Source organism: Mycobacterium sp., assembly GCF_965230835.1.
GTDB lineage: Bacteria > Actinomycetota > Actinomycetes > Mycobacteriales > Mycobacteriaceae > Mycobacterium.
The window spans coordinates 4,539,236-4,563,977 of the sequence record NZ_CBDDLW010000002.1 but is presented as its reverse complement, the minus strand read 5'-3'; the positions used below and the strand labels follow the sequence as shown (position 1 = coordinate 4,563,977).

At 60.3% G+C, this 24,742-nt stretch carries 19 protein-coding genes and 2 pseudogenes; 12 read left to right on the top strand and 9 right to left on the bottom strand.

Annotation, left to right across the window (positions count from 1 at the left end):
• Window positions 1-6 precede the first annotated feature (6 nt).
• Window positions 7-357 (top strand): hypothetical protein, encoded by a 351-nt coding sequence (locus ACO07W_RS20870; protein ID WP_421845493.1) that lies wholly within the window; start codon window positions 7-9, stop codon window positions 355-357.
• A gap of 238 nt (window positions 358-595) precedes the next feature.
• Window positions 596-2,281 (top strand): TIGR03767 family metallophosphoesterase, encoded by a 1,686-nt coding sequence (locus ACO07W_RS20865; RefSeq protein ID WP_421845492.1) that lies wholly within the window; start codon window positions 596-598, stop codon window positions 2,279-2,281.
• Between the two features lie 47 nt (window positions 2,282-2,328).
• On the opposite strand, the gene ACO07W_RS20860 is transcribed toward ACO07W_RS20865, so the two are convergent.
• Window positions 2,329-2,769 carry a hypothetical protein gene (locus ACO07W_RS20860; RefSeq protein WP_421845491.1) on the bottom strand — a complete coding sequence of 147 codons (441 nt, stop codon included), beginning with the start codon at window positions 2,767-2,769 and terminating at the stop codon, window positions 2,329-2,331.
• Window positions 2,770-3,077: 308 nt separating this feature from the next.
• On the opposite strand from ACO07W_RS20860, the gene ACO07W_RS20855 reads away from it, so the two are divergent.
• Together ACO07W_RS20855 and ACO07W_RS20850 are read left to right on the top strand one after the other, a co-directional pair.
• Window positions 3,078-4,306 (top strand): IS3 family transposase gene (locus ACO07W_RS20855; protein ID WP_421840068.1). Its coding sequence is split into 2 segments (ribosomal slippage): window positions 3,078-3,393 and window positions 3,393-4,306, totalling 1,230 coding nucleotides; the frame shifts between segments, so codons are not numbered across the junction.
• 11 nt (window positions 4,307-4,317) lie between these two features.
• Window positions 4,318-4,818, top strand: coding sequence for a hypothetical protein (locus ACO07W_RS20850; RefSeq protein WP_421845490.1), 501 nt, complete (start codon window positions 4,318-4,320; stop codon window positions 4,816-4,818).
• A gap of 289 nt (window positions 4,819-5,107) precedes the next feature.
• Here the strand turns inward: ACO07W_RS20850 and ACO07W_RS20845 are convergent, their stop codons facing one another.
• Window positions 5,108-6,382, bottom strand: coding sequence for an IS256 family transposase (locus ACO07W_RS20845; protein ID WP_421840071.1), 1,275 nt, complete (start codon window positions 6,380-6,382; stop codon window positions 5,108-5,110).
• Between the two features lie 279 nt (window positions 6,383-6,661).
• On the opposite strand from ACO07W_RS20845, the gene ACO07W_RS20840 reads away from it, so the two are divergent.
• The gene (locus ACO07W_RS20840; RefSeq protein ID WP_421845489.1) at window positions 6,662-6,940 is read left to right on the top strand and encodes a hypothetical protein; all 279 of its coding nucleotides are present in this window, start codon (window positions 6,662-6,664) and stop codon (window positions 6,938-6,940) included.
• A gap of 136 nt (window positions 6,941-7,076) precedes the next feature.
• Here ACO07W_RS20840 and ACO07W_RS20835 read toward each other — a convergent pair whose 3' ends face one another.
• On the bottom strand, window positions 7,077-8,231 hold the full coding sequence (locus tag ACO07W_RS20835) for a serine hydrolase domain-containing protein (protein WP_421846148.1): 1,155 nt from the start codon (window positions 8,229-8,231) through the stop codon (window positions 7,077-7,079).
• A 38-nt stretch (window positions 8,232-8,269) separates the two neighbouring features.
• Window positions 8,270-9,076, bottom strand: a pseudogene (locus tag ACO07W_RS20830) (hypothetical protein); the annotation flags it as partial.
• A 466-nt stretch (window positions 9,077-9,542) separates the two neighbouring features.
• Here ACO07W_RS20830 and tnpC point away from each other — a divergent pair.
• On the top strand, window positions 9,543-11,216 hold the full coding sequence (tnpC, locus tag ACO07W_RS20825) for an IS66 family transposase (RefSeq protein WP_421845488.1): 1,674 nt from the start codon (window positions 9,543-9,545) through the stop codon (window positions 11,214-11,216).
• Here tnpC and ACO07W_RS20820 read toward each other — a convergent pair.
• Entirely contained in the window at window positions 11,114-11,827 is a 714-nt protein-coding gene (locus ACO07W_RS20820; RefSeq protein ID WP_421845487.1) for a hypothetical protein, read from the bottom strand. The genes tnpC and ACO07W_RS20820 overlap by 103 nt on opposite strands.
• 287 nt (window positions 11,828-12,114) lie before the next feature.
• On the opposite strand from ACO07W_RS20820, the gene ACO07W_RS20815 reads away from it, so the two are divergent.
• The gene (locus ACO07W_RS20815; RefSeq protein WP_421845486.1) at window positions 12,115-13,419 is read left to right on the top strand and encodes a WXG100 family type VII secretion target; all 1,305 of its coding nucleotides are present in this window, start codon (window positions 12,115-12,117) and stop codon (window positions 13,417-13,419) included.
• 187 nt (window positions 13,420-13,606) lie between these two features.
• Window positions 13,607-14,914: an ISL3 family transposase gene (locus tag ACO07W_RS20810; RefSeq protein ID WP_421843061.1), complete on the top strand. Its 1,308-nt coding sequence runs from the start codon at window positions 13,607-13,609 to the stop codon at window positions 14,912-14,914.
• A 77-nt stretch (window positions 14,915-14,991) separates the two neighbouring features.
• On the opposite strand, the pseudogene ACO07W_RS20805 reads toward ACO07W_RS20810, so the two are convergent.
• Window positions 14,992-15,675: pseudogene (locus ACO07W_RS20805) on the bottom strand (hypothetical protein); the annotation flags it as partial.
• Between the two features lie 253 nt (window positions 15,676-15,928).
• On the opposite strand from ACO07W_RS20805, the gene ACO07W_RS20800 reads away from it, so the two are divergent.
• From ACO07W_RS20800 to ACO07W_RS20790, 3 genes are all read left to right on the top strand, one after another.
• Window positions 15,929-17,203 (top strand): IS256 family transposase, encoded by a 1,275-nt coding sequence (locus tag ACO07W_RS20800; protein ID WP_421840071.1) that lies wholly within the window; start codon window positions 15,929-15,931, stop codon window positions 17,201-17,203.
• A 273-nt stretch (window positions 17,204-17,476) separates the two neighbouring features.
• A complete protein-coding gene (locus ACO07W_RS20795) occupies window positions 17,477-17,680 on the top strand; it encodes a hypothetical protein (RefSeq protein WP_421845485.1) in 204 nt (67 codons plus the stop codon).
• Between the two features lie 105 nt (window positions 17,681-17,785).
• Window positions 17,786-18,541, top strand: a complete 756-nt coding sequence (locus ACO07W_RS20790; protein WP_421845484.1) for a cutinase family protein — start codon at window positions 17,786-17,788, stop codon at window positions 18,539-18,541.
• Between the two features lie 159 nt (window positions 18,542-18,700).
• Here the strand turns inward: ACO07W_RS20790 and ACO07W_RS20785 are convergent, their stop codons facing one another.
• Both ACO07W_RS20785 and ACO07W_RS20780 read right to left on the bottom strand, forming a co-directional pair.
• Window positions 18,701-19,909, bottom strand: a complete 1,209-nt coding sequence (locus tag ACO07W_RS20785; RefSeq protein WP_421846147.1) for an FAD-dependent oxidoreductase — start codon at window positions 19,907-19,909, stop codon at window positions 18,701-18,703.
• 117 nt (window positions 19,910-20,026) lie between these two features.
• Entirely contained in the window at window positions 20,027-21,451 is a 1,425-nt protein-coding gene (locus ACO07W_RS20780) for a diguanylate cyclase domain-containing protein (RefSeq protein ID WP_421845483.1), read from the bottom strand.
• A 413-nt stretch (window positions 21,452-21,864) separates the two neighbouring features.
• Here ACO07W_RS20780 and ACO07W_RS20775 point away from each other — a divergent pair, with 413 nt between their 5' ends.
• On the top strand, window positions 21,865-23,700 hold the full coding sequence (locus ACO07W_RS20775; protein ID WP_421845481.1) for an NAD(P)/FAD-dependent oxidoreductase: 1,836 nt from the start codon (window positions 21,865-21,867) through the stop codon (window positions 23,698-23,700).
• Window positions 23,701-23,888: 188 nt separating this feature from the next.
• Here ACO07W_RS20775 and ACO07W_RS20770 read toward each other — a convergent pair whose 3' ends face one another.
• Window positions 23,889-24,461, bottom strand: coding sequence for a hypothetical protein (locus ACO07W_RS20770; RefSeq protein WP_421845480.1), 573 nt, complete (start codon window positions 24,459-24,461; stop codon window positions 23,889-23,891).
• Window positions 24,462-24,742 lie beyond the last annotated feature (281 nt).

The following is a 24,742-nucleotide window of genomic DNA, read 5'->3' as shown; positions in this document are numbered from 1 at the left end:
GGCACGGTGCCAGAACAAATCTGGAAGCTCAAACACGCTGATGCGGTGATCGGGGAGATTCACATCACCGACGGAGATTTTCCCGGGCTGTCGGGCACCTTCGTCCCGTTGCCGGGATTTGCCGATTTCAAGCCACTTTTTGACCGCGAACTCGAACTCTGGGAGCGCTTGTGCGACGGTCCGGGCCCGGACGCCGACGATGCCGCGACCTCCTACCGAGAGACGTATGACCTGATCAGAAGCGCACTCACATTGGTGGACAGCGGGGGCGTGCCTGCCGCCGAGTTTTTGCTTCACATTGACGGCAGTGAGGCGTGGTTTCGTTGGTCCAACACGTCATTTGACGAGGCCCCCTAGCGGCTGCTCCCGCTGCAGGCTTTCAGGCGCAGCTCCGGCACCGCAACGTCGCGGCGCGCCTCAACGTCCATCTGTCGACATAGAATGACGGTCGCCTCAGTGTCGAGACCGTGGCGGCGCGGGGGAACCAATAGGTCCACTGTGAAGTGGAACTATGCCGCTGCGACTTCGCATGACCATAGTGTTACCAAATGGTCTGCAAATCTTTTCCGTCTTTCGCCGTGGCTTTGGCTAGTTTATGCGCATGCTGCCCTTAAGTCGCCGGAGATTCCTCTTAGCGGCCGCAGCCACAGCGGCAGCCGCGACGTGTACGCCATGGTCCGCGGAGGCTGCGCCGGCCGGCCAGCAAATCGCGCTGATAGGCAAAGGTACGACTCTCGAATCGGTTAGCACGCCGGGGCCTCCACGCGAGGGCGGCTACCGGCCATTGGTGGTTGGCGCCCCATGGCCTTTGTATGTGCGGCAAGAATTAGCGACCGCTGGTGCTGCCCGGGAAAATCTGCGCACTCCGATAGCTGATTTTGTTCAAATGACGGACACGCATATTGTTGATGCTCAATGCCCCGCTAGATTTGAGTACATCCACCCCCTTTTGCCGTCCCAAACACACGGAGCTTTTAGGCCGCACGAGACTTTGACAACGCAAGGCCTGGTATCACTAGTTCGTCGGATAAACTCATTGCGCAGCGGGCCGTTTACCGGGCGCCCTTTTGATTGTGTGATTTGTACTGGTGACAACACGGATAACCGTGAGACGGTAGAGCTTGACTGGTTTTTGACGGCGTTATCTGGTGGGAGCATCACAGCCAACACCGGGGCTCCTGCTCGATATGGATTCGAGGGCCTGCAAGCGCACGGAAGTTATGAATACTGGCAACCGGAGTCGCCCTTCTTTGACCGCTATAAACGTTCTGGATTTGTGCAAATTCCCGGTTTTCTTGACGCGGCGATGAAAGAACACGTCAGTCCTGGTCTACAAGTTCCTTGGTACAGCGTTCTGGGCAATCATGACGATAATATGCTAGGTACGGTGCCCAACATTGTGGATTGGCTTTACCTGGCCCCGTTCAAACTTGATTTGCCGCACACCGACCCAGCTGCATTAGCAATTTTTCATGCGTTGACCAAAGAGCCGGAGTCGTTAGCGCCCATCCTCTCCCGCCTGCGTGTCTCCGGTCCGATCATTCCAGCCACGCCAGATCCGCGACGCGCGCCTTTTTCTAAACAGAAATTTGTCAGCAAGCACTTCGATTCGGCAATCTTAGGTCCGGGACCGTCGGGGCACGGTTTCACCAGCCCCGATGGGCCTACTTGGTATGTCTTTCAAATTGCGCCCGGACTTACCGGAATCTCCCTCGATACAACCAATAACCTTGGGTTTTCAAGCGGATCTATTGGCCAGCGCCAACTCGATTGGATGACCAAACAAATCGCGTCAAGACCAGACCAACTCATCATCGTCTTCAGTCATCATACGTCGAAGACGATGACCGCGAAATTGCCTAACACGGAGGATCTTGGCGACAAGCAATTCGATGGTACGGCAGTAGTTTCCGTGCTCAACACATATACAAACGTGATTGCTTGGGTTAACGGCCATACCCATCAAAACACCATGTTTGCCCATCCGGGTGAAACGCCTAAACACAGTTTCTGGGAAATCAACACCGCCAGTCACATCGATTATCCGCAGCTGGCAAGGATCATTGAAGTTGCTGACAATCGCGATGGCACGCTAAGTATATTCACACCTCTTATTGAAGCGGAGAGCCCGGTCGCAGCTGACCCGTCCGATCTCACTGCCGTAGGTTTGGCCAGCCTCTACCGCGAACTCTCCTACAATGACATTTATCGCAATCCAGAGTTTCTCGGAGTGCCCAGGGACCGCAACTGTGAACTCCTGCTCGCGCACCCGTTCAGTTGACCTGGTGTCGGCTACACCGGTCGGCGGGCGTGATCTGGGGAAGCCCGCTAGCGGTGGTGGTCGGAGAAGTTGTCGTTTGATACCTCAGGTGCTTTTTTGTTGACAACGGCTCTGGTTGGGTTTAGCTGTAACAGCAGATGTTTGGGTTGCATTGTCGAGATTGCTGAGGGCTGCGTATGGGGTTTCTGCCTGGTCGGAAGCCGCCGGGTGGTGGTCGTGATGATCTTGCTCCTGGCCAGGGTGGGCAGGCGTTTTTTGCGGGCTTGGGCGCCGACAATGCTGCGTTTCGTGACACGATGGCCCGCTTTCACGCCGATTTTGCTGAACACAGCCAGGCTCAAGTTGGCATAGCCGGCCAGCAGATCAATGAGTTCGGTTATCAGTCCTTGTCCTATTCTCGGGCGGCAGCTGAAGCCGCCGCGGATGCCGCCCAAGCCCGCCAGAAAGCCCAAGATGCCGCTGAGCGCGCTCAGGCCGTGCAGCGCCACAAGGCGAATGCCAGGAAGCACCTGCAAGAAGCGCAGCTGCGGGAAGACGGGGCACGGCTGCTCGACGCTGAAGCGGCACGGTCGAAAAGTCTTGCACTGGTTTCACCGAATCTGCATGCAAACGCACAGCGGGACCAACGAGCAGCGGCGAGTATGAGAAGGCAAGCGGAAGAACATCGAGCCCTTGCGCGCCAAGAACGGGAAAATGCGGAAAAAGCGAAAGCCGATGTACCGGCGGGGCTTGACCCCTTGGGTTGGACACGCTGAATCCCAGGATGTTCCTGGGGGAAGCGAGATGATCCACCCCTATGGCAAGGAAAAGTTACCCTGATGAGTTCAAGCGGGATGCGGTTGCGTTGTATCGGGATACCGCTGGTGCGACGATCAGCATGATCGCTGCTGAGCTTGGCTTGAGCGACCCAACGTTATCGGCGTGGTGCAAGGCCCACGGTGTGCCGATTCGGCACCGTAAACCCGGTTCGGTTGCCGTAGGGGCCCCGGGTGGCGAGACCCCCGAACAAGCGGTGGCACGGCTCCATGCTGAGAACCAGGCGTTGCGTGCCGAGAAGACCCGGCTGGCCACCGAGCGGGACATTTTGCGGTCGGCGGCCAAGTATTTCGCTGGGGAGACGAACTGGTGAGTCGCTTTCAGTTCGTTGCCGATCACCGACACGCCTTCGAGGTGAAGCGGCTATGCCAGGTCGTCGAGATCGCTCGATCATCGTTTTACACCTGGTGTCAGGCAGCAGCCACGCGGGCAGCTCAAACCGCTGCTGATGCGGTGTTGGCCGAGCGTATTCGCGCAATACATGATCAGGACAACACCTATGGGTGCCCGCGGATCACCGCTGAACTCAACGACGGTGTTGCTGATACTGAGCGGGTCAACCACAAGCGAGTAGCCCGAGTCATGCGCGTAGCGGGGATCGCTGGGTATCGGTGCCGCCGCCGTGTCCGCACAACCAGACCAGATAAAACCACACAGAAATATCCTGACCTGCTTAAACGAGATTTCACCGCTTCTGAATCCAACAAGAGATACGTTGGGGACATCACGTACTTGCCGCTGGCTAGCGGCGCTAACCTGTATCTGGCCACCGTCATCGACTGCTGGTCTCGGCGGATCACTGGGTGGGCGATCGCAGAGCATATGCGCACCGAACTGGTCGAAGATGCCCTCAAGGCCGCCGAGGCGCTACGGGGCAGTCTGGGTGGTGCGGTATTCCACAGTGACCACGGACGCCAGTACACGTCACAGGATTTCGCGAAACTGTGTACCCGGTTGGGGGTCACCCAGTCCATGGGCGCTATCGGATCGAGCGCCGACAACGCCCTGGCTGAATCGGTCAACGCCGCCCTCAAACGCGAGGTCCTCCAAGACCGACACAGCTGGGACGACGCCCCCACCTGCCGACGCGAGGTCTTTCGCTGGCTGGCCCGCTACAACACCACACGACGCCACTCCTACTGCAACCAGCTCAGCCCCGCCACCTACGAGAGGACCCACCTATCCGCTACGCTGCCCCAAGCCGCCTAACCACAAATCCCGTGTCCAACCCAAGGGGTCAAGCCCCGGCTGCCCTTGCCGAGGCAGAAAGGTTCACCGCGCAGGCCGACGAGCTTGATGTGCGCTCGCGGCAGTTGGCTGAGCAGGCTAAACAGGCCCGCTCTCAGGCGCGTGCATTGCTTCACCAGCAAGCCCGCGCTGTTGATCAACGTGGCCAGTCGCAGCAGCGGGCGCAGGACTATCAGGGGCGCGGTGCTGGCCAGGTGGTCTATGACCACGCTGGTATCGAGGCGGCGATCGTTGATTTGCAGCGGGTTCTCGATCGCGCGCAGGCCAATCTTGATGGTTGTCGCCAGGTGAGGTTGTGGCTACAACACGCTGCGACGGGTGCCTCGGCGGCGGCTTCTCGCGACAGGCTCTTACGGCTCGAAGAGATCAACCAACAAGTTATCGACGCGGCTCGAAGCGCGTTGGCCGAACTCGGTGTAGCCAATCACGACATGGCCCGAATCGAGCAGCAGAACGCCGCCGGGTACAGCTAACCCCACCACCAAAACAGCCACCAGTTGATAGACGGCACCGCGATGGTCAATTCGCCTACCCGCCAGAGGAAGTGACGCACCTAGGTGACCTGGTTGACGTGGCTCGACTTGATGGTGCACCAGGTCGTCGACGGGCCTTAGAACCGATGGTGGACGGTATCGTAGCGGCGTGCCTACTTCCTTGGGCAGCTACGCGATGACGTTGCGGTGCTTCGGCAGCAGAGCGGGCCAAAGGGTGGCGTCTTAGGACTGGTGTAAAAACGCTGGGCGCATGTTCCTGGTGGTCATGTTACGCGGCGGTGGTGTCGGTCGTGGTTGTTGTGGTGGGGGGATGCAGTGGGCGGGGTGGCTCGAGCAGTTGGTGGCGTAGTTCTTGGAGGTGGCGGCTGGTCGCTGATGTTTGGGTGACTCCGCGCCAGCCGCGGCTGGCGCGGTCGAGGACGGCCCATACCAGCGACAGACAGCTGGTTTCGCCGGGTAGGCGGCCGATGACCTTGACCCGGCGACGGGATTCTCCGAAGGTGCGTTCGATGAGGTTGGAATGGCGGATGCGTGTCCAGTGTTGGCGGGGGAAGCGCAAATGCACGCTCAGCGAGGCGAAGTCGTTGGCCAGGCAAGCGACCGCGGCTGGGTAGAGCCCGCGGTATGTGGTGGTGAACTCCTCGGCGCGGCGGGTGGCTTCATCCACGGCCTGCTGGCCGGGTGGCTGGTCAATGTCATCGAAGATCGACCAGAACGCGGCTTTGATCTCGTCCTGGACCGCGACAGGTGTCTTGGCGATGACGTTACGGCAGCGATGGATCAGACACCGCTGACGCAGGCTTGCCGGAAACGTGGTCTCCCATGCGGCGATCAGGCCCGGCGCCCCGTCGGAGATGCCCAGTAGCGGCGGGCGTAGTCCCCGGTTCCTCAGGTCAGCCAAGAAGTCGGCCCACGCATCAGCCGACTCCGCTGCGGCTGGGGCCAGCCCAATAAACAGGGGCTTGCCGTCGGTGCAGATGCCCCAGGCGGCCAGCACCGGCTCGGCCGGGGCGTTGGGATGCATCCGAAAGTTCGAGGCATCCAAGAACAGGTAGTCCAACACCAGCTCATCAAGGCGTCGAGACGACCACGCAGCGAACTCGTCTTTGATGGCCGCACAAATCCGGCTCACCGTCGAGCGCGACAACGCCGCCTGCGAGCCCAGCACCTCGGCCAACGCGGCCTCGATGTCGCGATCCGACAAACCGCGCACCCATCCCGAAATCACCAACGCCTCCAGAGCGTGGGTGCGCGTCACCCCGGCACCGAATAGCCGCGAACAGAACCGCTCGTCGGTGTCGCGTAGTTTCGGGCGGCATAATTCGACCGAGCCCATCGTGGTCTTCACCGTCGCCGGCGGTTGATACCCATTGCGGTACCCGCCCGGGCCGTCCTGAACCCGACGCTGGTGACGGGCTCGGCCCAACACTGCTTCTACCTCGGCCTCCACGGCGACCTGAAACACCAGACGCACCGATAACCGCCCGACCTCCTCCAAAATCTCGGTCAACGGCCGCTCGGTCGCGGCGAACAACTGATCCATCTCAACACGCACACGCTCAATCGGCGATACTCGCTTGGTCACGGGCGTAGCCCCTCCTTCATAGCTTTCGTCGGTTGCGACGGAACCTACGCCCGTGACCATTTACACCAGCGATGAGACGCGACCGCGGCACCGCGTGGTCTGTGGGCCCAGGCACGCCGGGCTCAACGAGACCTCGATGATGAGCAGCGCCGCGCGCACGCGTGGGCGCTTCTCGATAATCATTTCGCGGTCCCGCCGCCACCGGCGGTGGGCAGTGGCGGTGGTGTTGGGCGTTGGATGGTCTGCGATTATGACGCCGTTGACCTTGCCGTGGGTGAGATGCAACAACTGGCCACCCGCGCCCAGGCCAACTGCGACGCCGCCCGGCAGCACCGGTTGCGACTGCACAACAATGGGGCTGGATCGTCAGCCGACGCCGCCCAAACCAGGCTGCTGGAGATAGAGCAAACGAATCGGCGCCTCATTGTCGCCATCACAGCAACACTGCGTGATCTCGGCGTGTTCACCGACGGCCTGGCCGCCGTCGAACACCACGTCGCCAACGCGTTGCCCTAACCCACACCCGCAGAACGCTTCCATCAATTCCACCCTGCCCCGGTGCCGCCGATGATGAGCCGCCAGCTGACGCGATGCCGGTGGGTGAGGCCAGCCTCCTCGCCGGTGACCATAGCGGTATAGCTGGGGCGAGCAGCTAACCGCCAGATCCAGATAGTTCGCGTGCCGCTGCATCGAATGCGCTTAGCGTATCCGACAACATGTGCGGGTCCTCGGAGTGCGGCAGGGCCGACAACTTGACGGCGACCACTTCGGCGGCGCGGTTGACGTAGATCATCTGACCACACATGCCCATGCACAAAACGACGTTGCTGCCTGAGTAGGGGAGCCACACTTGATTTCGGTACATTCCACCAGGCATCCCGGTGGTACCGGAGCCGGCGGCGAACGCCTGACGTGTGTCAGGCCCGCCTTCGAGAGTATCGGCGATCCACGCCGCCGGTACTACTTGCTGTCCGGTCAACGAGACGCCGTCGCGCAAAAACAGCGACCCGAACCGGATCATGTCGGTAAGGCAGCCGCTGATGCCGCCATTGAACATTCCGGTACCGACGGCGTCTACCCCGATGGTTGCGTCACATTGGGCGCCGATGCGGCTCCACAGCAGCTCCGACATCAGTTCAGGCATCCGCCGGCCGCCGGCGACCTCGCAGATCCAGCCGAGTACGTCGGTATCACACGAGCGGTATTCAAACGGGCCGCCGTGAGCCGATTTCTGCCGCAGGGTCAGCAGGAAGTCATACAGGGTGGCAGGGACGTCTGGACTGCTCCTGGGCGCCCACCCCATCGCCTGGTCGAGGATGTGTATCTCCGCATCAGGGTCGCCGTAGTCATCTGAGAAAGCGACACCCGATCTCATATCCAGCAGGTGGCGCACGGTCGCACCGGCGTAACCGCAGTTGGCCAGGCGGGGAACAAATTGGGTGACCGGCGTGTCAAGCTCGATGGCGCCGGCCCCGTGCAGCACGCCAACGACGGCTGCCACCAGTGACTTGCTCACCGAGAACAACAAGTGCCGGGTGTGGGAACCCAGGTTCCCCAGGTACTTCTCGGCAACCATCGACCCGCGGTAGGCGACGGCCCACCCAGCGGTAGCGGTTTCGGCCATCACCGAGCCCACAGTGGCGGCGATCCCGTGGGTGATGGTCACCGCGATGTCAGCCACCGGGGCTCTGGCTGGGGGAACAGCCGCGGTTGGTCCGGCACCGCGCGAGATGACGGCGGTCGGCACCATGTCTTCGACGTGTTGGAATGACCACCGCGCATACGGCGCCGACAACCAGTTGTCCAGCGAAATCCCAGGCGGGACGCGACCAGATTCGCCGCCGCTCACGCCCGTGCAACGAGCCGCGAGACGATCGGCGCCGCCGGCGCCAGGGGAGTTGAGGCGAACTTCGCCTTGATGCCCTTGACCCATCGCCGGCAGCGCTCGGTGAGCTGATAGTCGTCGGTCTGTAGATGCCCGCGGGTGATGAGGACGCCGAGTTGCGCGCCCTCGCAGCGCAAGTCGCCGGGCGCGGCGACACGCATATAGAAGGCCTCAGACTCGTCCATCAGCGAATCCCAGCCGTTCGCGAAGCGTGCAAAAGAGACATGCCCGTCGTCGTCGAGGCGCCATACACCGGTGCGCGGTGTCGCGGTGAACAGCTCGATATCCGTCGAGGTCTCGGCTATGACCACTTGGCCCCAAACCTCGTCCTCGCCATACCCCCGCTGCCAGCGTGAATTGATCTCCTCGATGTCCAGCTCGTACTCCAAGTCCATGTACTCGAGTAGATGGAAAAGGAACAACGGTATGTCGGCGTAGGCTTCGGTGGTCAAGTTCGTCATTGGGCTGGCGCCACTGAGTCGCGGGTTGACCTCGCCGAGGTAAAGCTCGTCGGAGTCCAGGTCGTGCAACAGGTCTACCTCGAAGTAGCCGCCGCGGTACCCCTCGCGACTCAGAGCGTTGCCCAATTTCCGCACCATTTGCCGCGCGGCGCGGGTCTGTTCGGGCGGCAGCACCTCGCGCCAGATGTCATTGCCGCACCAGCCGCCCTTGTTGGGAGTCAGCTCCGGATACCCGACAAGACTCGTCATCGCGGGGCCGATTACTGTGCCGTGCCGAGTCACGTTGGCTTCGACACACACCTCGACGTAAAAGTTCAGCCCTTTTGATTTTTTAGAGCTGCGGGTTAGACCTGTTCTTTTTTATTGTTTACGGGTTTATGCGAGTGGAGAATGATTGAATGATCGTTGCTGTTGCCTGATCAGGGCGACGGCGTTGTTGACTAGCAGGGCTGTGATCAGTAGTTTTCACTTCCGGTGCCGCCGGCCTTCGGCCACGCGCGAAGCTGTGCAGAACGAAACTTCCAGGTCAAGATTCGTTGGGTCGGCCACTCGGTGGTCGGGACCGGCGAGATTCGAGACTTGTTGGCCTGTGAACGGGTCCGTTACCGCAGGTCAGAAAGCTGTAAATCAACAACGCCGGAGCCCTGGTTGCCTGACGTCGGTCTGCTGCAACCTTGGGTGGTGTTCACCGGGGTTTCGTGACGACCGTGTTCAGCCCCGCTGGCCGACTGTGTTCAGCGCTGCCGGTGTTTTTGCATTTATTCTAGAAGACGTGACTGGCGGGCAGGTTGATGTGGCCGGGGGCCTGTATGGTCCTGGTGCTGATAGCGGTGCGCCCGAACGCCTCGTGTGGCCCCTAATGCTGGGTTTGTGCATCCAGCTCATTGAGCGCATCACCGTACTGACCACTGAGAACACCGATTTGATCGCACGCAACACCGTACTGGCCGAGCGTTGTGTCGAGGTGCTGGCCGACAACGCCGCACTTGCCGCCGAGAACGCAGACCTGGGGGCGCGGTTGGCGCGTTGTGAGCATGTGTTGTCGCGTAATAGCGCGAATTCGTCGATGCCGCCCTCGGCTGATGATGCCCCCGGCTACACACCACCGCACCCGCCGCCTGTTGCGCCCAGGCGGGGTGGCTCCAGGCGTCGACGCGGTAAGCAGCCTGGGGCTGCGGGGGCCACGTTGGGTTGGACGGATCATCCGACACGCCGGGTTGACCGGTTCCCCCAGGGGGTGTGCCGGTGGTGTGGGCGTGATCTGGGCGCCGCTGTCGATGAGGGGATTGTGGCGTCGCATCAGCAACACGATATTGCGCCGGTCGAGGTCACGGTCACCCAGTATGACCTGCATCGGGTGCGGTGTGGATGCGGGCACATCCACACCGCCCAACCAGCAGAAGGCACACCAGATGGTGTCTGCAACAACACGGTGTCGTGGGGGCCTAATACCCAGGCGGTGTGCGTGTTTTTGTTGTCCGAGCATCATCTTCCGGTGCGCCGGGTCGCCGATGTGATACATGCTCTGGCGGGGAGGTCCCCGAGTACGGGGTTTATCCACGGGTTGATCGGCCGGGTCGCTACCCGCATCCACCAGGCAGGTATTCCGGCTCGTATCCGCGGCGCGCTGGGTGTGGCCCCGGCGGTGTGTGTGGATGAGACTCCGATCCGGGTCGGTCCGGCCCAACGGCAACCCGGTGGCCTGGCATCCAAAAAGTACCTTCATGTGGCGTGCACTGACAGGTTCACCGACTATCTGGTGGGAGAGCGGGGCCTAGACACCATCACCGACACCGTGATCCCGGCCCTTCCCGAATCGGTGGTGTTGGTTCATGACCGTTACAGCGCCTATGACTCGCCGGTTTTGGGTGCCCATACCCACCAGTTGTGTGTCGCCCATCTGCTGCGTAACCTCGCCGCGGCCGACCAGGCCTATCCCGGACAGGGCTGGGCGCAACAAATCTTGTGGTCGTTACGGGGGTTGATCCATGCTGCTAACACTGCCCGAGACCGTGGTGGCGATGGGATCGATCCGGTGTGTCGGGACCGGTGGGTCCGTTTTCTGCGTTCTGGGGTGCAGATCGGGTTGGCCCACACCCAACACGCCAGCAGCAGCGGTGGTGGTCGTGGTGATGTTTTAGGGCCGGGGCAGCGTAGTACCCGGCTACTGCTTGAAGTGTTGCGTGATCGCGAGTCTGATGTGCTGGTTTTCGCCCATGATCTTCGGGTTCCGGCGACGTCGAATCAGGCTGAACGTGATCTGCGCCCAGCCAAACTTGCCCAAAAAATATCGGGACGCCACACCAGCCTGGGCCACACCACAAACCGCTACGTCATCAAGGGCTACACATCAACAGCGGCCAAACACGGCATCACCACCTTCGCCGCCCTGCGCCAGGTGATCGCCGGTCGGCCGTGGATGCCACCGAGCCCCGCCCCCATATGATCACCGCAACCAGCAGTGCCCCCACCGACTGCCACCTGGGCCACACGGTGGCGGTCAACACACCCCCGCCCCGGGTACACACCCACCCACACCATGGCCTCAAGGGCAATCCTTTGCGTGCCGGCTATGGCTCGGTGGGTGCCAGCGTGAACCGATCCTGGCGGCGCACACGCCTGCCTGGAAGGCTCATTGATCCCCGATGACCACACCAAACACCCCGAACCAACCCCAGCGCCCGGATACGCCCTGGGATGATCTCGACGACCCGTATTGGAATCCGGGGGCTCCTCGGCCGCCATCGCCGACACCATCAGAATCAATGCCGCCCACCCCGAACCAACCCCAGCGCCCGGATACGCCCTGGGATGATCTCGACGACCCGTATTGGAATCCGGGGGCGCCTCGGCCGCCATCGCCGACACCATCAGAATCAATGCCGCCCACCCCGGGGCCTCCGCCGACACCGGGGCCGGTGTCACGCCCGGATACGCCCTGGGATGATGTCGACGACCCGTATTGGAATCCGGGGGCGCCTCGGCCGCCATCGCCGACACCATCAGAATCAATGCCGCCCACCCCGGGGCCTCCGCCGACACCGGGGCCGGTGTCACACACTGTTTCTGGTTTGGGGGTCGATGATTACGACTTTGACCCGGCTACACCGGGTCCGAGCGTGGCGCCTAGTCCGGGTCCGGTGTTGTGGGCTGAGGGTGGGGGTCAGGGGTCGGGGTTTGGGCCGATGCGATCCTCGGTGGCTGGCGACGGTGTGCGGTTTGATCCATACTCCAGGCCTTTTGGTGGGTCGACACCTGCTGGTGTGTCGCCTACAGGGGTAGGTAGTAGCAGCGGCCCTGCAGGTTTGAGCGGTCTGGGTCAGGGTGTGCCTGATGGGGGTTCTGTGGTCAGCCACAGCGCCAGCGTGGGTGGCCCTCGCTCGTTTTTCGCTGGTCTTGGTGATCAACAGTCCGGCTCGCACGGTAGTGGTTTTGGTGTTTTATCGTCGGGTTCGGGTTCCGCATCGGGGTTGTTGTCTGGGGTCAGCGGTGGTCGTGGTGGGTCGGCACCCGGTGGTGTGTCTCGTGACGCTGAGGGGTTTGTCATCCCGACAGCCCGGCCCCGGGGGCGGATATCGGCGGATACCGAACAAAAGATTGTGGACATGCGCACCCAACACGGCTGGGGCAAGGAGAGGATCGGGAAAGAGTTAAAGATCCCCGAAAGCCAAGCCCAGACCGTGTTAGCGAAACGCGGTCTTGTTCGTTCTGGGATATCGGCTGAGACCGAACAAAAGATTGTGGACATGCGCACCCAACACGGCTGGGGCCAGGAGAGAATCGGGAAAGAGTTAAAGATCCCCGCAAGCCAAGCCCGCAGCGTGTTACACAAACGCGGTCTTCTTCGTTCTGGGATATCGGCTGAGACCGAACAAAAGATTGTGGACATGCGCACCCAACACGGCTGGAACGAGAAGAGAATCGGGAAAGAGTTAAAGATCCCCGAAAGCCAAGCCCAGACCGTGTTAGCGAAACGCGGTCTTCTTCGTTCTGGGATATCGGCTGAGACCGAACAAAAGATTGTGGACATGCGCACCCAACACGGCTGGAACGAGAAGAGAATCGGGAAAGAGTTAAAGATCCCCGCAAGCCAAGCCCGCAGCGTGTTAGCGAAACGCGGTCTTGTTCGTTCTGGGATATCGGCTGAGACCGAACAAAAGATTGTGGACATGCGCACCCAACACGGCTGGAACGAGAAGAGAATCGGGAAAGAGTTAAAGATCCCCGCAAGCCAAGCCCGCAGCGTGTTAACGAAACGCGGTCTTCTTCGTCAACCAGCGTCGAGGAGCCAGGGGCCTGGCGGCGGTTCGGGCAATTCAGGTGCCTCTGGAGGTCTTGGCGGCGGCACATCTGGGTCGATGCTGGTCAATGACCCGAACCAGGTTCATGCATTCGCTGATCGCGTCGACACCATTGCCGCTCGACAGCAGGAAATCAGCCAGCAGATGCAGTCAATCGTCGCTCAGAACAGGCAAACCAGTTCCGGGGCAACCAGCACAGCGTTCGAGCAGACAGCCACCCCAGCGATAACACGCGGGCTGCGTGTCCAGCAGACCGCACAGCACATGTCCCGGCTACTCCGTCGGGCAACCGACGAACAAACAACCGTCCAAAACCAGATCGCCCAACAATTCGAACACCTATCCTGAAAAGCTTCTACGCTTCTACGTCAACCCAGCCTCTGTTTTGCGTTTAAGGTAATAAAAACGGCTCTTCGTGACGAAGCTGGGTGCGGGTGGTGGGACTGGGGCCTTGTGTCGGGTTGGTTGTGGGCCTGGGACTTCAATGATCGGTGTGTTTCAGCAAATTACTCACTGATCAGACAGGAGTCCCAGGTTGGTTGTCGATGCTAGTAGTTCGGTTGTTGGTGTGTTGTTCGGGCTGGACGGGTTTGAGCTGATCGGGGCCGTCGAGGTTGATGGTGAGTTGGAGCTGATGGTCCAGACGACGGCCACAGTCGTTGCGTGTCCGCAGTGCGGTGTGGTGGCCCGGGCCAAGGATCGCCGCCCAGTCTGGGTGCGTGACTTGCCGATCGCTGGACGCCCGGTGGTGTTGTGCTGGCACAAACGCATCTGGTGTTGCCCGTATCGGCGGTGTGGGCAAAACACCTGGACTGAGCAGCACACGGCGATCCCGGCGCGGGTGTGTCTGACCGAACGTGCCCGTATGTGGGCGTTCAAGCAGGTCGGTACACATGATCGCGCGGTGTCTGCTGTGGCCACCGACCTCGGTGTCAGCTGGGCCACGATCAACAATATCGTTGTTGTCACAGGTCGGCGTCTTGTCGATGACCCGCAACGGGTAGATGTTGTGAGCACAGTTGGGGTTGATGAGACCTCGTTTCTGCGTGCGACCGCGACGCATCCAACGATCTATGCCACCGGCATCGCCGATATCACCGCTGGCCAGCCAGCACGGCTACTCGATGTGACGCTAGGGCGATCAGGTGCGGTCCTGGGGGCGTGGCTAGCCAACGCTGACCAGAACTGGAAACAGCACATCACCCATGCGGCACTGGATGCGTTTCGCGGCTACGCGACTGCGTTGGCTGCTCATCTGCCCGATGCGGTACGCGTGTTGGACCCGTTTCACGTCGTCAAACTCGCACTGGCAGCACTCGATGAGGTTCGACGACGCGTGCAAAACCAGGTGTTGGGCCATCGTGGACGACGCGGCGACCCGCTCTACCGGATTCGGCGCACCCTGCGTACACGCGTCGACCGGTTGCCTGACCACGCCAGAAAGCGTTTGGACTGCGGTTTGGAGGCGGGGGACCCAGACTGGGCGGTCACGGTGGCCTGGATCATCGCTCAACGCCTGATGTGGTGCTACCACAGCAACAACGCCGAAGCCGCCGCCGAACTTATTGAGGAAGCCCGCAACTGTCCGGTTAGCGAGGTGGCCAAACTCGGCCGCACCCTGCACACCTGGCGAGCAGAGTTCTTAGCCGCCTTCACCAACCCCGCCATCACCAACGGACCCACCGAAGCGCTGAACCTCAAGATCAAAAACACCAAACGCACCGCACGCGGATTCCGCAACTTCAGCAACTACCGGCTCCGCCTACTTCTCAACCACGGCCGCATCCACCACAATCAACAACCAACACCGATCAGAACCCGCCAACCCAGGTTGGTTGCGTAGAGCCATAAAAACCCACCCCACAACACCATCAAAACAATCAAAAATTAGAAATCGTCAATAACAATGCTGAACTTGTACACCTCGACGTTGCGGATGCGTTTCATGACTTTGAATTCCGGTAGCCCCACCAGTTCAGCGGCGCATTGATCCCAGTCGCGCTGGCCTCGCACGAAGAACGTCGCATTGCCGGCGTCTCCATAGGCGGCTGAGATGACGAGGTCATCTCCGAGCCCGGCGCCGTGCGCGAGCGTTAGCAGCTCGTCATAGGAGCCGGCTCGACCGATGACATTTGGCACGCTTCTTACCCCCGCCTCGTCGGCTAGGCGGGTCATGACGATCTTGGAATCCAAACGATGGCGCAACACCGCCGGGGGATGCATAACCTCAAGACCCGCCTGGTGCGCGAGCGTCTGAGTGTCCTCGTCAAGCATCACAAAGCAGGCCTTACCATCGGGGCCTCGGCGCGCGATGAACTCGAGTGTCTCGGGATCGCCCAACAGGTGTTTACATACATCCCCCATGGAGCCGAAATCCCTGCGGTCGCGCCGGCGGGGTACGAACACACGCGGGTGCGCGCCCTCGAATGAGTCGAAATAGTTCAGGTAGAAGAAATTTCGTACCCAGCGGTCGATACCGAGCAGATTGAACGGGGTCGGTGAAATGAAGTACAAGGGCAGTGTGTTGGTGTGAAAAAACGCGCGTATGTCCGAGAGGCTCTTCAGCGGTCGGCTTAGCGCGGGCCCAGGACCGCCGGCGTGCACGGTCACGCTAACCGCGGTGATGTCTTCGGCGGAACTTGCCGTGAGAACCGCGGCGTGGGCAGGGGAGCTGGGCTCAGCGTAGCCGCGGTGACATGAGGAACTCGCATGCTATAAGTGTGCACCCGTAGGTCGCGTCTCATCGCTGGTGTAAATGGTCACGGGCGTAGGTTCCGTCGCAACCGACGAAAGCTATGAAGGAGGGGCTACGCCCGTGACCAAGCGAGTATCGCCGATTGAGCGTGTGCGTGTTGAGATGGATCAGTTGTTCGCCGCGACCGAGCGGCCGTTGACCGAGATTTTGGAGGAGGTCGGGCGGTTATCGGTGCGTCTGGTGTTTCAGGTCGCCGTGGAGGCCGAGGTAGAAGCAGTGTTGGGCCGAGCCCGTCACCAGCGTCGGGTTCAGGACGGCCCGGGCGGGTACCGCAATGGGTATCAACCGCCGGCGACGGTGAAGACCACGATGGGCTCGGTCGAATTATGCCGCCCGAAACTACGCGACACCGACGAGCGGTTCTGTTCGCGGCTATTCGGTGCCGGGGTGACGCGCACCCACGCTCTGGAGGCGTTGGTGATTTCGGGATGGGTGCGCGGTTTGTCGGATCGCGACATCGAGGCCGCGTTGGCCGAGGTGCTGGGCTCGCAGGCGGCGTTGTCGCGCTCGACGGTGAGCCGGATTTGTGCGGCCATCAAAGACGAGTTCGCTGCGTGGTCGTCTCGACGCCTTGATGAGCTGGTGTTGGACTACCTGTTCTTGGATGCCTCGAACTTTCGGATGCATCCCAACGCCCCGGCCGAGCCGGTGCTGGCCGCCTGGGGCATCTGCACCGACGGCAAGCCCCTGTTTATTGGGCTGGCCCCAGCCGCAGCGGAGTCGGCTGATGCGTGGGCCGACTTCTTGGCTGACCTGAGGAACCGGGGACTACGCCCGCCGCTACTGGGCATCTCCGACGGGGCGCCGGGCCTGATCGCCGCATGGGAGACCACGTTTCCGGCAAGCCTGCGTCAGCGGTGTCTGATCCATCGCTGCCGTAACGTCATCGCCAAGACACCTGTCGCGGTCCAGGACGAGATCAAAGCCGCGTTCTGGTCGATCTTCGATGACATTGACCAGCCACCCGGCCAGCAGGCCGTGGATGAAGCCACCCGCCGCGCCGAGGAGTTCACCACCACATACCGCGGGCTCTACCCAGCCGCGGTCGCTTGCCTGGCCAACGACTTCGCCTCGCTGAGCGTGCATTTGCGCTTCCCCCGCCAACACTGGACACGCATCCGCCATTCCAACCTCATCGAACGCACCTTCGGAGAATCCCGTCGCCGGGTCAAGGTCATCGGCCGCCTACCCGGCGAAACCAGCTGTCTGTCGCTGGTATGGGCCGTCCTCGACCGCGCCAGCCGCGGCTGGCGCGGAGTCACCCAAACATCAGCGACCAGCCGCCACCTCCAAGAACTACGCCACCAACTGCTCGAGCCACCCCGCCCACTGCATCCCCCCACCACAACAACCACGACCGACACCACCGCCGCGTAACATGACCACCAGGAACATGCGCCCAGCGTTTTTACACCAGTCCTAAGACGCCACCCACCCGTAGATCGTCGGCCGCAGTGCGGATATCGATAGACGAGGAGTCGATTCACCCGGTGAAAGTAACGGTCTCCTCGTAGTGCCGTGTATTCGATCGGCGCGTACTCCGAGGTAGAGAGGCCGGCTGGTCTTCACAGGCCCCGGCGCCGCAACGCGGCCCGCGCCGTGCGGTGATGCGCGGAATTTCGGCGGTCGAAGTAGCGACATTGAACCAGGATGGCCGAATCTACGTCACCAATACATGACAAAGCCTATGGGCTTCGCCATGAGTATTCGTCTGTCGGCCCGCTCCCTGATGGGTTCGCGGCGCCGTCATTCGATGGCACCGCATTGCCGGGTCGACCGTTCGCACCTCAGGATGAGCTCTCCCGGCTGGTGGTCTACGCGCTCGCGTTCGCCCTTGGTGATGGCGCGGACTGAGGCCAGCGGTAGGGAAGGGGGCGCCGGATGGCGCCGGCGCAGGGTCAGCAGCTCGTCACATAGCCGATCAACATGCGGCGTGAAACCGAATGCGAGAAGCAGAAAATGAACGCAGTCAACATCTCTCAATCCCGGCCAGCTGGCCCTCTTGCGGTCAACGTGAGAGCACGCCAGGTTGTTGTATTGCTAGGTGTCGCTATAGCGGCGGCCTGGATGATGCTGCTGGGTGCACCTGCGCCGTCGGCGTCGGCCCAGCCGTGCCCTGACGTGGAGGTGATATTCGCCCGGGGCACTGGCGAGTCGCCTGGTGTGGGGGGAGTTGGGCAGGCCTTCGTTGATTCACTGCGTTCGCAAGTCGGCGGCAGATCAGTTGGGGTGTATGGGGTCAACTACCCGGCCAGTGGCGACTTCGAGGCAGGCGTTGACTTCGCCAAGACCGTCGTTGACGGAATTCGTGACGAGGTAGCCCATGTCGAGTCCATGGCGGCGAATTGTCCGAACACCAAGGGAGTTCTTGGTGGATACTCCCAAGGGGCAGTTGTAACCGGATTTGTCACCTCAGACGCCGTACCGGCGGGTGTACCCGCGGCGTCGGTCCCCGAGCCGATGTCGCCGAAGGTGGCTGACCACATTGCCGCGGTCGTCTTGCTGGGAAAACCATCGGATGAGTTCATGCGCCATTACGGCGCGCCGGCCATCGCGATCGGCCCGCTATATTCGCCCAAGACCATAGAGCTGTGCGCTCCCGGCGACACCATCTGCTCGGGCGCACCAGACGGGGGCCCCAACGTCGCCCACGTCCTGTATCCCGTTAATGGCATGGTCGGCCAGTCCGCAGCTTTTGCGGCCAGTCGCCTTTAGCACGTCACGCAGCCGGCCCAAGTTGCCCACGTGCAGTTGGATCAACGCCTCCGAACAGTGGGTGATGGTCTTGGCGAAGCGGTTGTCTTAGCCGGTGGCAAGCGGGGATTCGCGCGGAACCCTTTGGGCTGCGTATCTTCTCGCTTGGAATTGCTAAGACTAGATAGGTGCCGCGGCAGCCAGGTCGCGGTCAATTGTCGCAGCTATCCGGCGGTGGCTTGTCCAGTGCAGGAACATCGCCAGGGACCACGTGTGTAACCGGTCTGGGATAAGCGCTGCCGGCTGCAGCACAGCCTCGCGCTGAGAAAGTTGTAATGATGTCAGCCGTGAGACAGCGATGAGAGGTCGCCGTCTGATCTTTTCGTACCAGCGAAGCGCCTTGCACAGATCGCTATTGTGGGCGTTGGGCTCTTTGCGCAGTTTTGAAAGTGCTTTACAAAGGACCATGGTATCGAGCAGCGCCTGATTGGTCCCTTGCGCAAAGGTGGGTGGCATTGTATGGGCGGCATCACCAAGCAAGGTCAGGGCTCCGTCACCTGGGCGGGGAATCGGATGCCGGAAATGCGGGAAAGGCGACGAAGCCAAATCATCGTCGGTCAATGTATCGAGTACTCGATCGACCGAATCGGACCAGCCGGTGAAGTGGGAGCGAATGAGTTCGATCGGGTTTTGCGGTCTGGCGAAGTCGTAAGACCATGGCAGATCAAAAGACCACTGCAGATCGCGGCCACCGGCTGGCCATAGGCCAAGGTTTCCGTGTTGCCCGACGATGAGCTTCCCGACGTGATTCTCGCTGACGGCCTCAGGAAGTGTTACCAGTCCTTGCCAGCTGCACCAGCCGGTGGGCTTCGCGTTTTGCGTGCCGACGATACTTCGAACCGTTGAATGCAGGCCATCGGCGCCGATCACGAGATCGGCTTCAGCTAAGGTGCCGTCTTCGAATGCCACCTGGATTCCATGCGGCTTGCGGACGACCCCTACGGCGCGGCGGTCGCAGTGGATGCGATCGATCGGAAAGTGTTCCATTAGCCGCTCAAGAAGGACCCGACGTGCGACCATTCGGACGGGCGCGTCGAGCCGTTTGGTTATCGAGGCCATGTCTAGGTTGACCAGCACCTGGCCCTTCGGGGTCAGTATCTGCAGATCGGCCAGCAGCTGACCGGCATTGCTCATGTCGACACCTAGTTGTCGGAGAACAATCTCCCCATTCGGCCAGATCGTCACAGCGCCGCCGCCGGCCTGCACATTTGAGCGTTGGTCGAACAAGGTGACGTCATGTCCGTCGCGCAGCAATCCTCGAGCAACCGAAATGCCGCTGACGCCGGCGCCCACTACAAGTACCTTGAGTGGCCGCGCCGGCCGAGTAATGTTTGCCGACAATTGTTTTGGAGAACCCTGATTACCGAGCATCGTTGGCGGATAGCCCCCCTTATCGTGACTGCATCTACAAGACGTGGTTGTTCTGTTGGAACACACCGCCGTCGGTTATTCGCCGCTGGTCAGCGTTGGCGTAGCGCTACGCGGATCTGTTCGGGCCGGACTGCTTTTGCGAAGCGCCACCATCGGACGGCGTCGTGGCCCAGAGTTGATGGCCGGCAGCTTGGCCGGTGAACTCATCCTGCTGAGCAGATCTGGGTCATAGATTGCCCGCTGGTTGCGGCCGGCCTCTTTGGCTCGGGCAAGTGATGCGTCCGCGCCTTTCATCAGCTCGCCCGCACAGGTGTTGGCGGTAAGTTCCTCCACGATGCCCACACTGGCGGACACAGTCAGGGGGATGCCGTTGATATCGATCGGGGACTCCAGGGCGCGCAAGACTGCGTCAGCCATTCCGGTGACTTCGCCAGATCCGTTCGGACAAGGCATGAGAAAGATGAATTCGTCGCCGCCCAAACGGGCGACCAGCTGTTCGGGGGAGTGCACACACGACTGAAGCCGCTTAGCCACCTCGACGAGGAGCTTGTCCCCAACGTCGTGGCCAAGTGTGTCGTTGACGGTCTTGAACCAGTCCAAGTCGACGTAGCAGATACCGATGCGGCGATACGGATCCCGGAACAATTCGGTGAGACGGTCAAAGAACTGAGATCGGTTCGGCAACCCTGTCAGCGGGTCGTGCGTCGCTTGGTGCCGTAGCTTTTCTTGGAGCTGGTGCCGATCGGTCACATCTTCCAACAGAGCGAGTGTGAAGGCGGGCGCGCCGTCGGCATCGCGTATCAGGGAGACGTTGACGCTGTTCCACACGGTATGCCCATCGCGGTGCAGGTGCGGCTTCTCCACGCGGACACGGTCGAGTTCGCCGCGCATCATCTTCGCGTATAGATCCCACGTCTCCGGTGGGTCGTCAGGGTGAGTGAGATCAGTGATATTGAAGTTGGCGACGAATTCCTCGACGCTGCGGTATCCGAACATCGCAACGAATGCGGCGTTGACCGCGACGATCCTGCCGCTAATGGAAGCAATACCGACGCCGACGCCAGCTTGTGCGAATACTGCGGGAAGAAGACGCGTCTCGTGTGCGCCGAGCTCACGCGCCAGCTGGCCGCTGACATCGTTGCACGTCGTGCATTGTCGAAAGGCGTATCGGCCTTGTAGAGCGGTCAAGAAGCTGGCGCATAAGTTCCCAAACAGTGCTGCTAACCGCGGTGATGACCCGTCGCCTCGGAAATGTCGCTCAATAGCGACGACCAGGTCGTGCAAGACTTTCGCCTCGTCCGGTCGGCCAGCAGTGTGCGTCGCAACCAATGTGCCAACCTTTTGGGCCGCGTCAGAGCAACTCTGCTCGTAGGCGCGCAGAAGCTCGCCAGCAACATGGTTCAGGAAACCTGGTTGGTCGCCTGGACCTGCCGGTGGCAAGACATCGGCGAGTGCGGTGATTAGGTCGTTGCGACCATCGAACTCTGACGCCAGTCGCAACCTCAGCTCACCTCCAATATCGCATGAGTCAAGCAGCAAGTGCCCCCAGCGCGTGAGAATGAGATACAGACTTGATAGGGGCCTGCCCCGAACAACACACCAGTGTGACTGCCCCGAACAACACGCAAGTGTAGAGAAAATATCCACGACTTCACCCGGACAGAAAAAATCTACGCAGGGCCGAGAAGTAGGCGTGGGGATCTGTACGCATAGATACGCGTATACGCTTACGTTCTTTTCTCGCGCCAGGAGATACGATGCGCGTGTCATGTCCAGCCCAAAGTGTGTTCGTATCGTTCGCGCTGACGGAGTTTGCGGCAATACGCTGTGATATGTAACTGACTAATAGGGTTTAGCAAATTCAGCGGTATGACTCGAAGCTAATCCAACCCCTCGGAATGGACGGTGATACGGTGCCCTTATCTAGTAGTGAGTTTCCCCGGTCGGTCCTTATCGTTGGCGGTGGGCCAGCGGGATCCACCGCAGCCGCGATGGTTAAAAAACACCTTCCTGATGCGCAAGTAACCATTGTTGAGGCCGCCAATTTCCCCCGGGAGCACATCGGCGAATCGATGGGCCACCCATTGATACCGGTCCTTGAGCAAAGTGGTGCTCTGGCTGCGGTCCTGGAAAGCGATTGCTATATTGAAAAGTACGGTGGCACGTTCCACTGGAACCCTAATGCTTCTCTATTTATTTCAATGTTTGAGCATGCCCAATGGGAAGAGGACAAATCGCTGAGATGGTCCATCCATGTAAACCGGGCGGAATTCGACACTATACTGATTGAGCACGCTGCGAGTCTGGGCGCCTATGTCCGACAAGGTGTCAGCGTCACGCGGGCAGTACGCGAAAATGGTCAATGGCTGGCTGATCTGTCCGATGGATCGTCGATCAGGGCGGATATCCTTCTCGATGCATCGGGGCGCAACGCTAGCTACATGGTTCAGCGGGGTAAGAGGGAATGGCTGTCAAACTACAAGAATATTGCAGTTTGGAATCACTTTCAGCACTGTGTTCCAATTCAAGATCTTGACGAAGAGTGGAATATCTTCAACCAGCTTGAAGTATCTGCAGTTGGCTGCTACGTCTTTGAGGGTGGGTGGGTCTGGTACATACCAATACCTTCAACGGTAGAAGGGGTCAGACAAGTCGTTCACTCGGTCGGAATTGTAACAAATCCAGAATACATCAAGAAGGTAGAACTGAGTGATGTGGAAACATTTATGCAGGTCATATCTACGATTCCTGGTATCGGTCAACTAACAGCTGGGGCGCAACCGATACATGATATGTTGACGACGACAAATTATTCTCGAATTAGCGAAGAATTTTGCTCACACGAGGATCGTTGGATTTCAATCGGAGACGCTTCTTTTTTTGTGGATCCTCTCTTTTCGTCCGGTGTTTCATTCGCGGCATCGCAGGCTATCGCCGCCGCCTTGTTGGTGGCTGAAACGTTCAAATCGGAGCGCGTTGGAGTCGACAACAATATTCGTGATTTGTGGCGTGACTATGATGAAGGTTGGCGTGCGCTTGCTCAGACCACTGGTTTGGCGATCGATCAGTGGTATCACGAAATAGCGAGAAATTTCGAAAATGGCGTCTACTGGTCCGAGCGGCCCACCAGCAGGAAGACTTCGCTTTTGCCGTCTTCTACCTTCCGCTCTCTATTGAATACGGCGTTTATCACTGACCTGCTTCATGTGATGACAGAGGGAAGCGGTGATGAGAATGACCTCGACACAAAAGGGCCATATCAGGCGGCGGTCGTAGCAGCGTTAGACGGACTGTGTACTGCGGAAACGCGGGTTCGCATTTCGGATGAGGTTAATATTCGACCCGGATGGGGGCTCGACGTTCCGGGGCTGAAGGGTGTCTATCCACCGCCCCAATATCCGATTGCAGACGATGTCAGGAAGGCGTTGGCCAACTACTGGGAAAGTCCTGAACTCTATGCTGATGCCGTCCCTACGCCGCTGCGACGAGCAGTCAGATGTCTTCGATTTGAAAAGATCATCGACGGCGAACTGGTTTCCGAGCGGGCGCTCGAACGCGACCAGCCATCGGAGCTGGTTGAACTGCTCAAGGATGCTCCTACGCTGGATGAGTTGCAGTCTAGAATTAATCCGGCTCAACTGCTTTTGCTTCGCCGATTGATTTATTCCAAAATTGTCATTGAAGTGAAAAAGCCGGACATGATAATGGACGCGGAAGACGAACGCGTCGCGCTCGCGCATGAAGGCTAGGTTGACAACGGCCTGAGTCGTGGTCGGCGGTGCACAACAGCTCCCGCGCTAGAAGCGCTACGAATATCGTGCCAATACGATCGATAGTCGACGCGGGCGTATCGTTTGTTAATTGCGACGAGGCGTTACTTAACGGGTTTCGACGTAGCACTTGATGTCGACGGGAAGAACTACCGAGGTTGACAAGATCAATTTTGATCACCGGCGGCGTTGTGTTCGTTACCGGTGAGCGCGTCCTGCTGGAGGGAACCGGTCCACGTTTGTGGTAGTAGCGGTTCGGTGCTCTCAATAAGCGCTCCCACGCTCGCGCCAACGTAGGAGGTGGTATGGGGCTGACACTTTTGCGCCTCCGTACTGGGGCGAACCGCACCGGTTCTTCCAATGATCTGTGTATCGCTGGGAAGCTCGGTGAATTCATAACGAAACTTACGGGCTCGGGTTTTCTTGTCCGCGATGACGTCGTGCTCCGGGCTCGTTGCCTTTAGGGTGCGTGTAGCCAACACGGTGGAATACTCGTTCAATACACCAGGTGGTTTGTTGAAAGAATCGATTGCGGGTGTTTCACCACCATCTGGCGGTCGTGCCAGGTCAGTTGATCCACCGAAGCGCCGCAATCGTGGGTCCGCGTGACGGTCGAACCAATCCGGTGAAGGCAAGCCACGCCAGGTTGCGACTGCAACAATGCGCGGCCGGAGCCTCAGCAGATGCCTCTCGGCAAAGCATTGCGCGATCTTGGCGTGGCCAACCACGACAAAGGCCACCCTCGACGCCGCACTAGCTGCCATGTACTGAGCGGGATTCGTCCGGCACTTGCGAGCTTTGTACAGCGGTTGGGCCGAACGCTCTAAGCTCGCGGCAACATTTGGAGGAGTTGGACTGCGTAGACACATCGCTGGCCAGCAGCGCGCAGAGCGAAGCAGAAGACGCGCGTCACCACCAGGCCCAAGAGAGATCCGAGAAGGCCTGGAGGCGGGCATAGACGCATCCAACTCGATGAAAACTTCGTACTGCCAACCAATCTCGGCGCAACATGTCGGCCGGA

Bases quoted from the DNA above. Each gene is read 5' to 3' on its own strand.
- ACO07W_RS20800 (WP_421840071.1), top strand. From the start codon at position 15,929: ATGGATCAGTTGTTCGCCGCGACCGAGCGGCCGTTGACCGAGATTTTG.
- ACO07W_RS20790 (WP_421845484.1), top strand. From the start codon at position 17,786: ATGAACGCAGTCAACATCTCTCAATCCCGGCCAGCTGGCCCTCTTGCG.
- ACO07W_RS20865 (WP_421845492.1), top strand. From the start codon at position 596: ATGCGCATGCTGCCCTTAAGTCGCCGGAGATTCCTCTTAGCGGCCGCA.
- ACO07W_RS20845 (WP_421840071.1), bottom strand. From the start codon at position 6,382: ATGGATCAGTTGTTCGCCGCGACCGAGCGGCCGTTGACCGAGATTTTG.
- ACO07W_RS20795 (WP_421845485.1), top strand. From the start codon at position 17,477: ATGGCCGAATCTACGTCACCAATACATGACAAAGCCTATGGGCTTCGC.
- ACO07W_RS20840 (WP_421845489.1), top strand. From the start codon at position 6,662: ATGGTCTGCGATTATGACGCCGTTGACCTTGCCGTGGGTGAGATGCAA.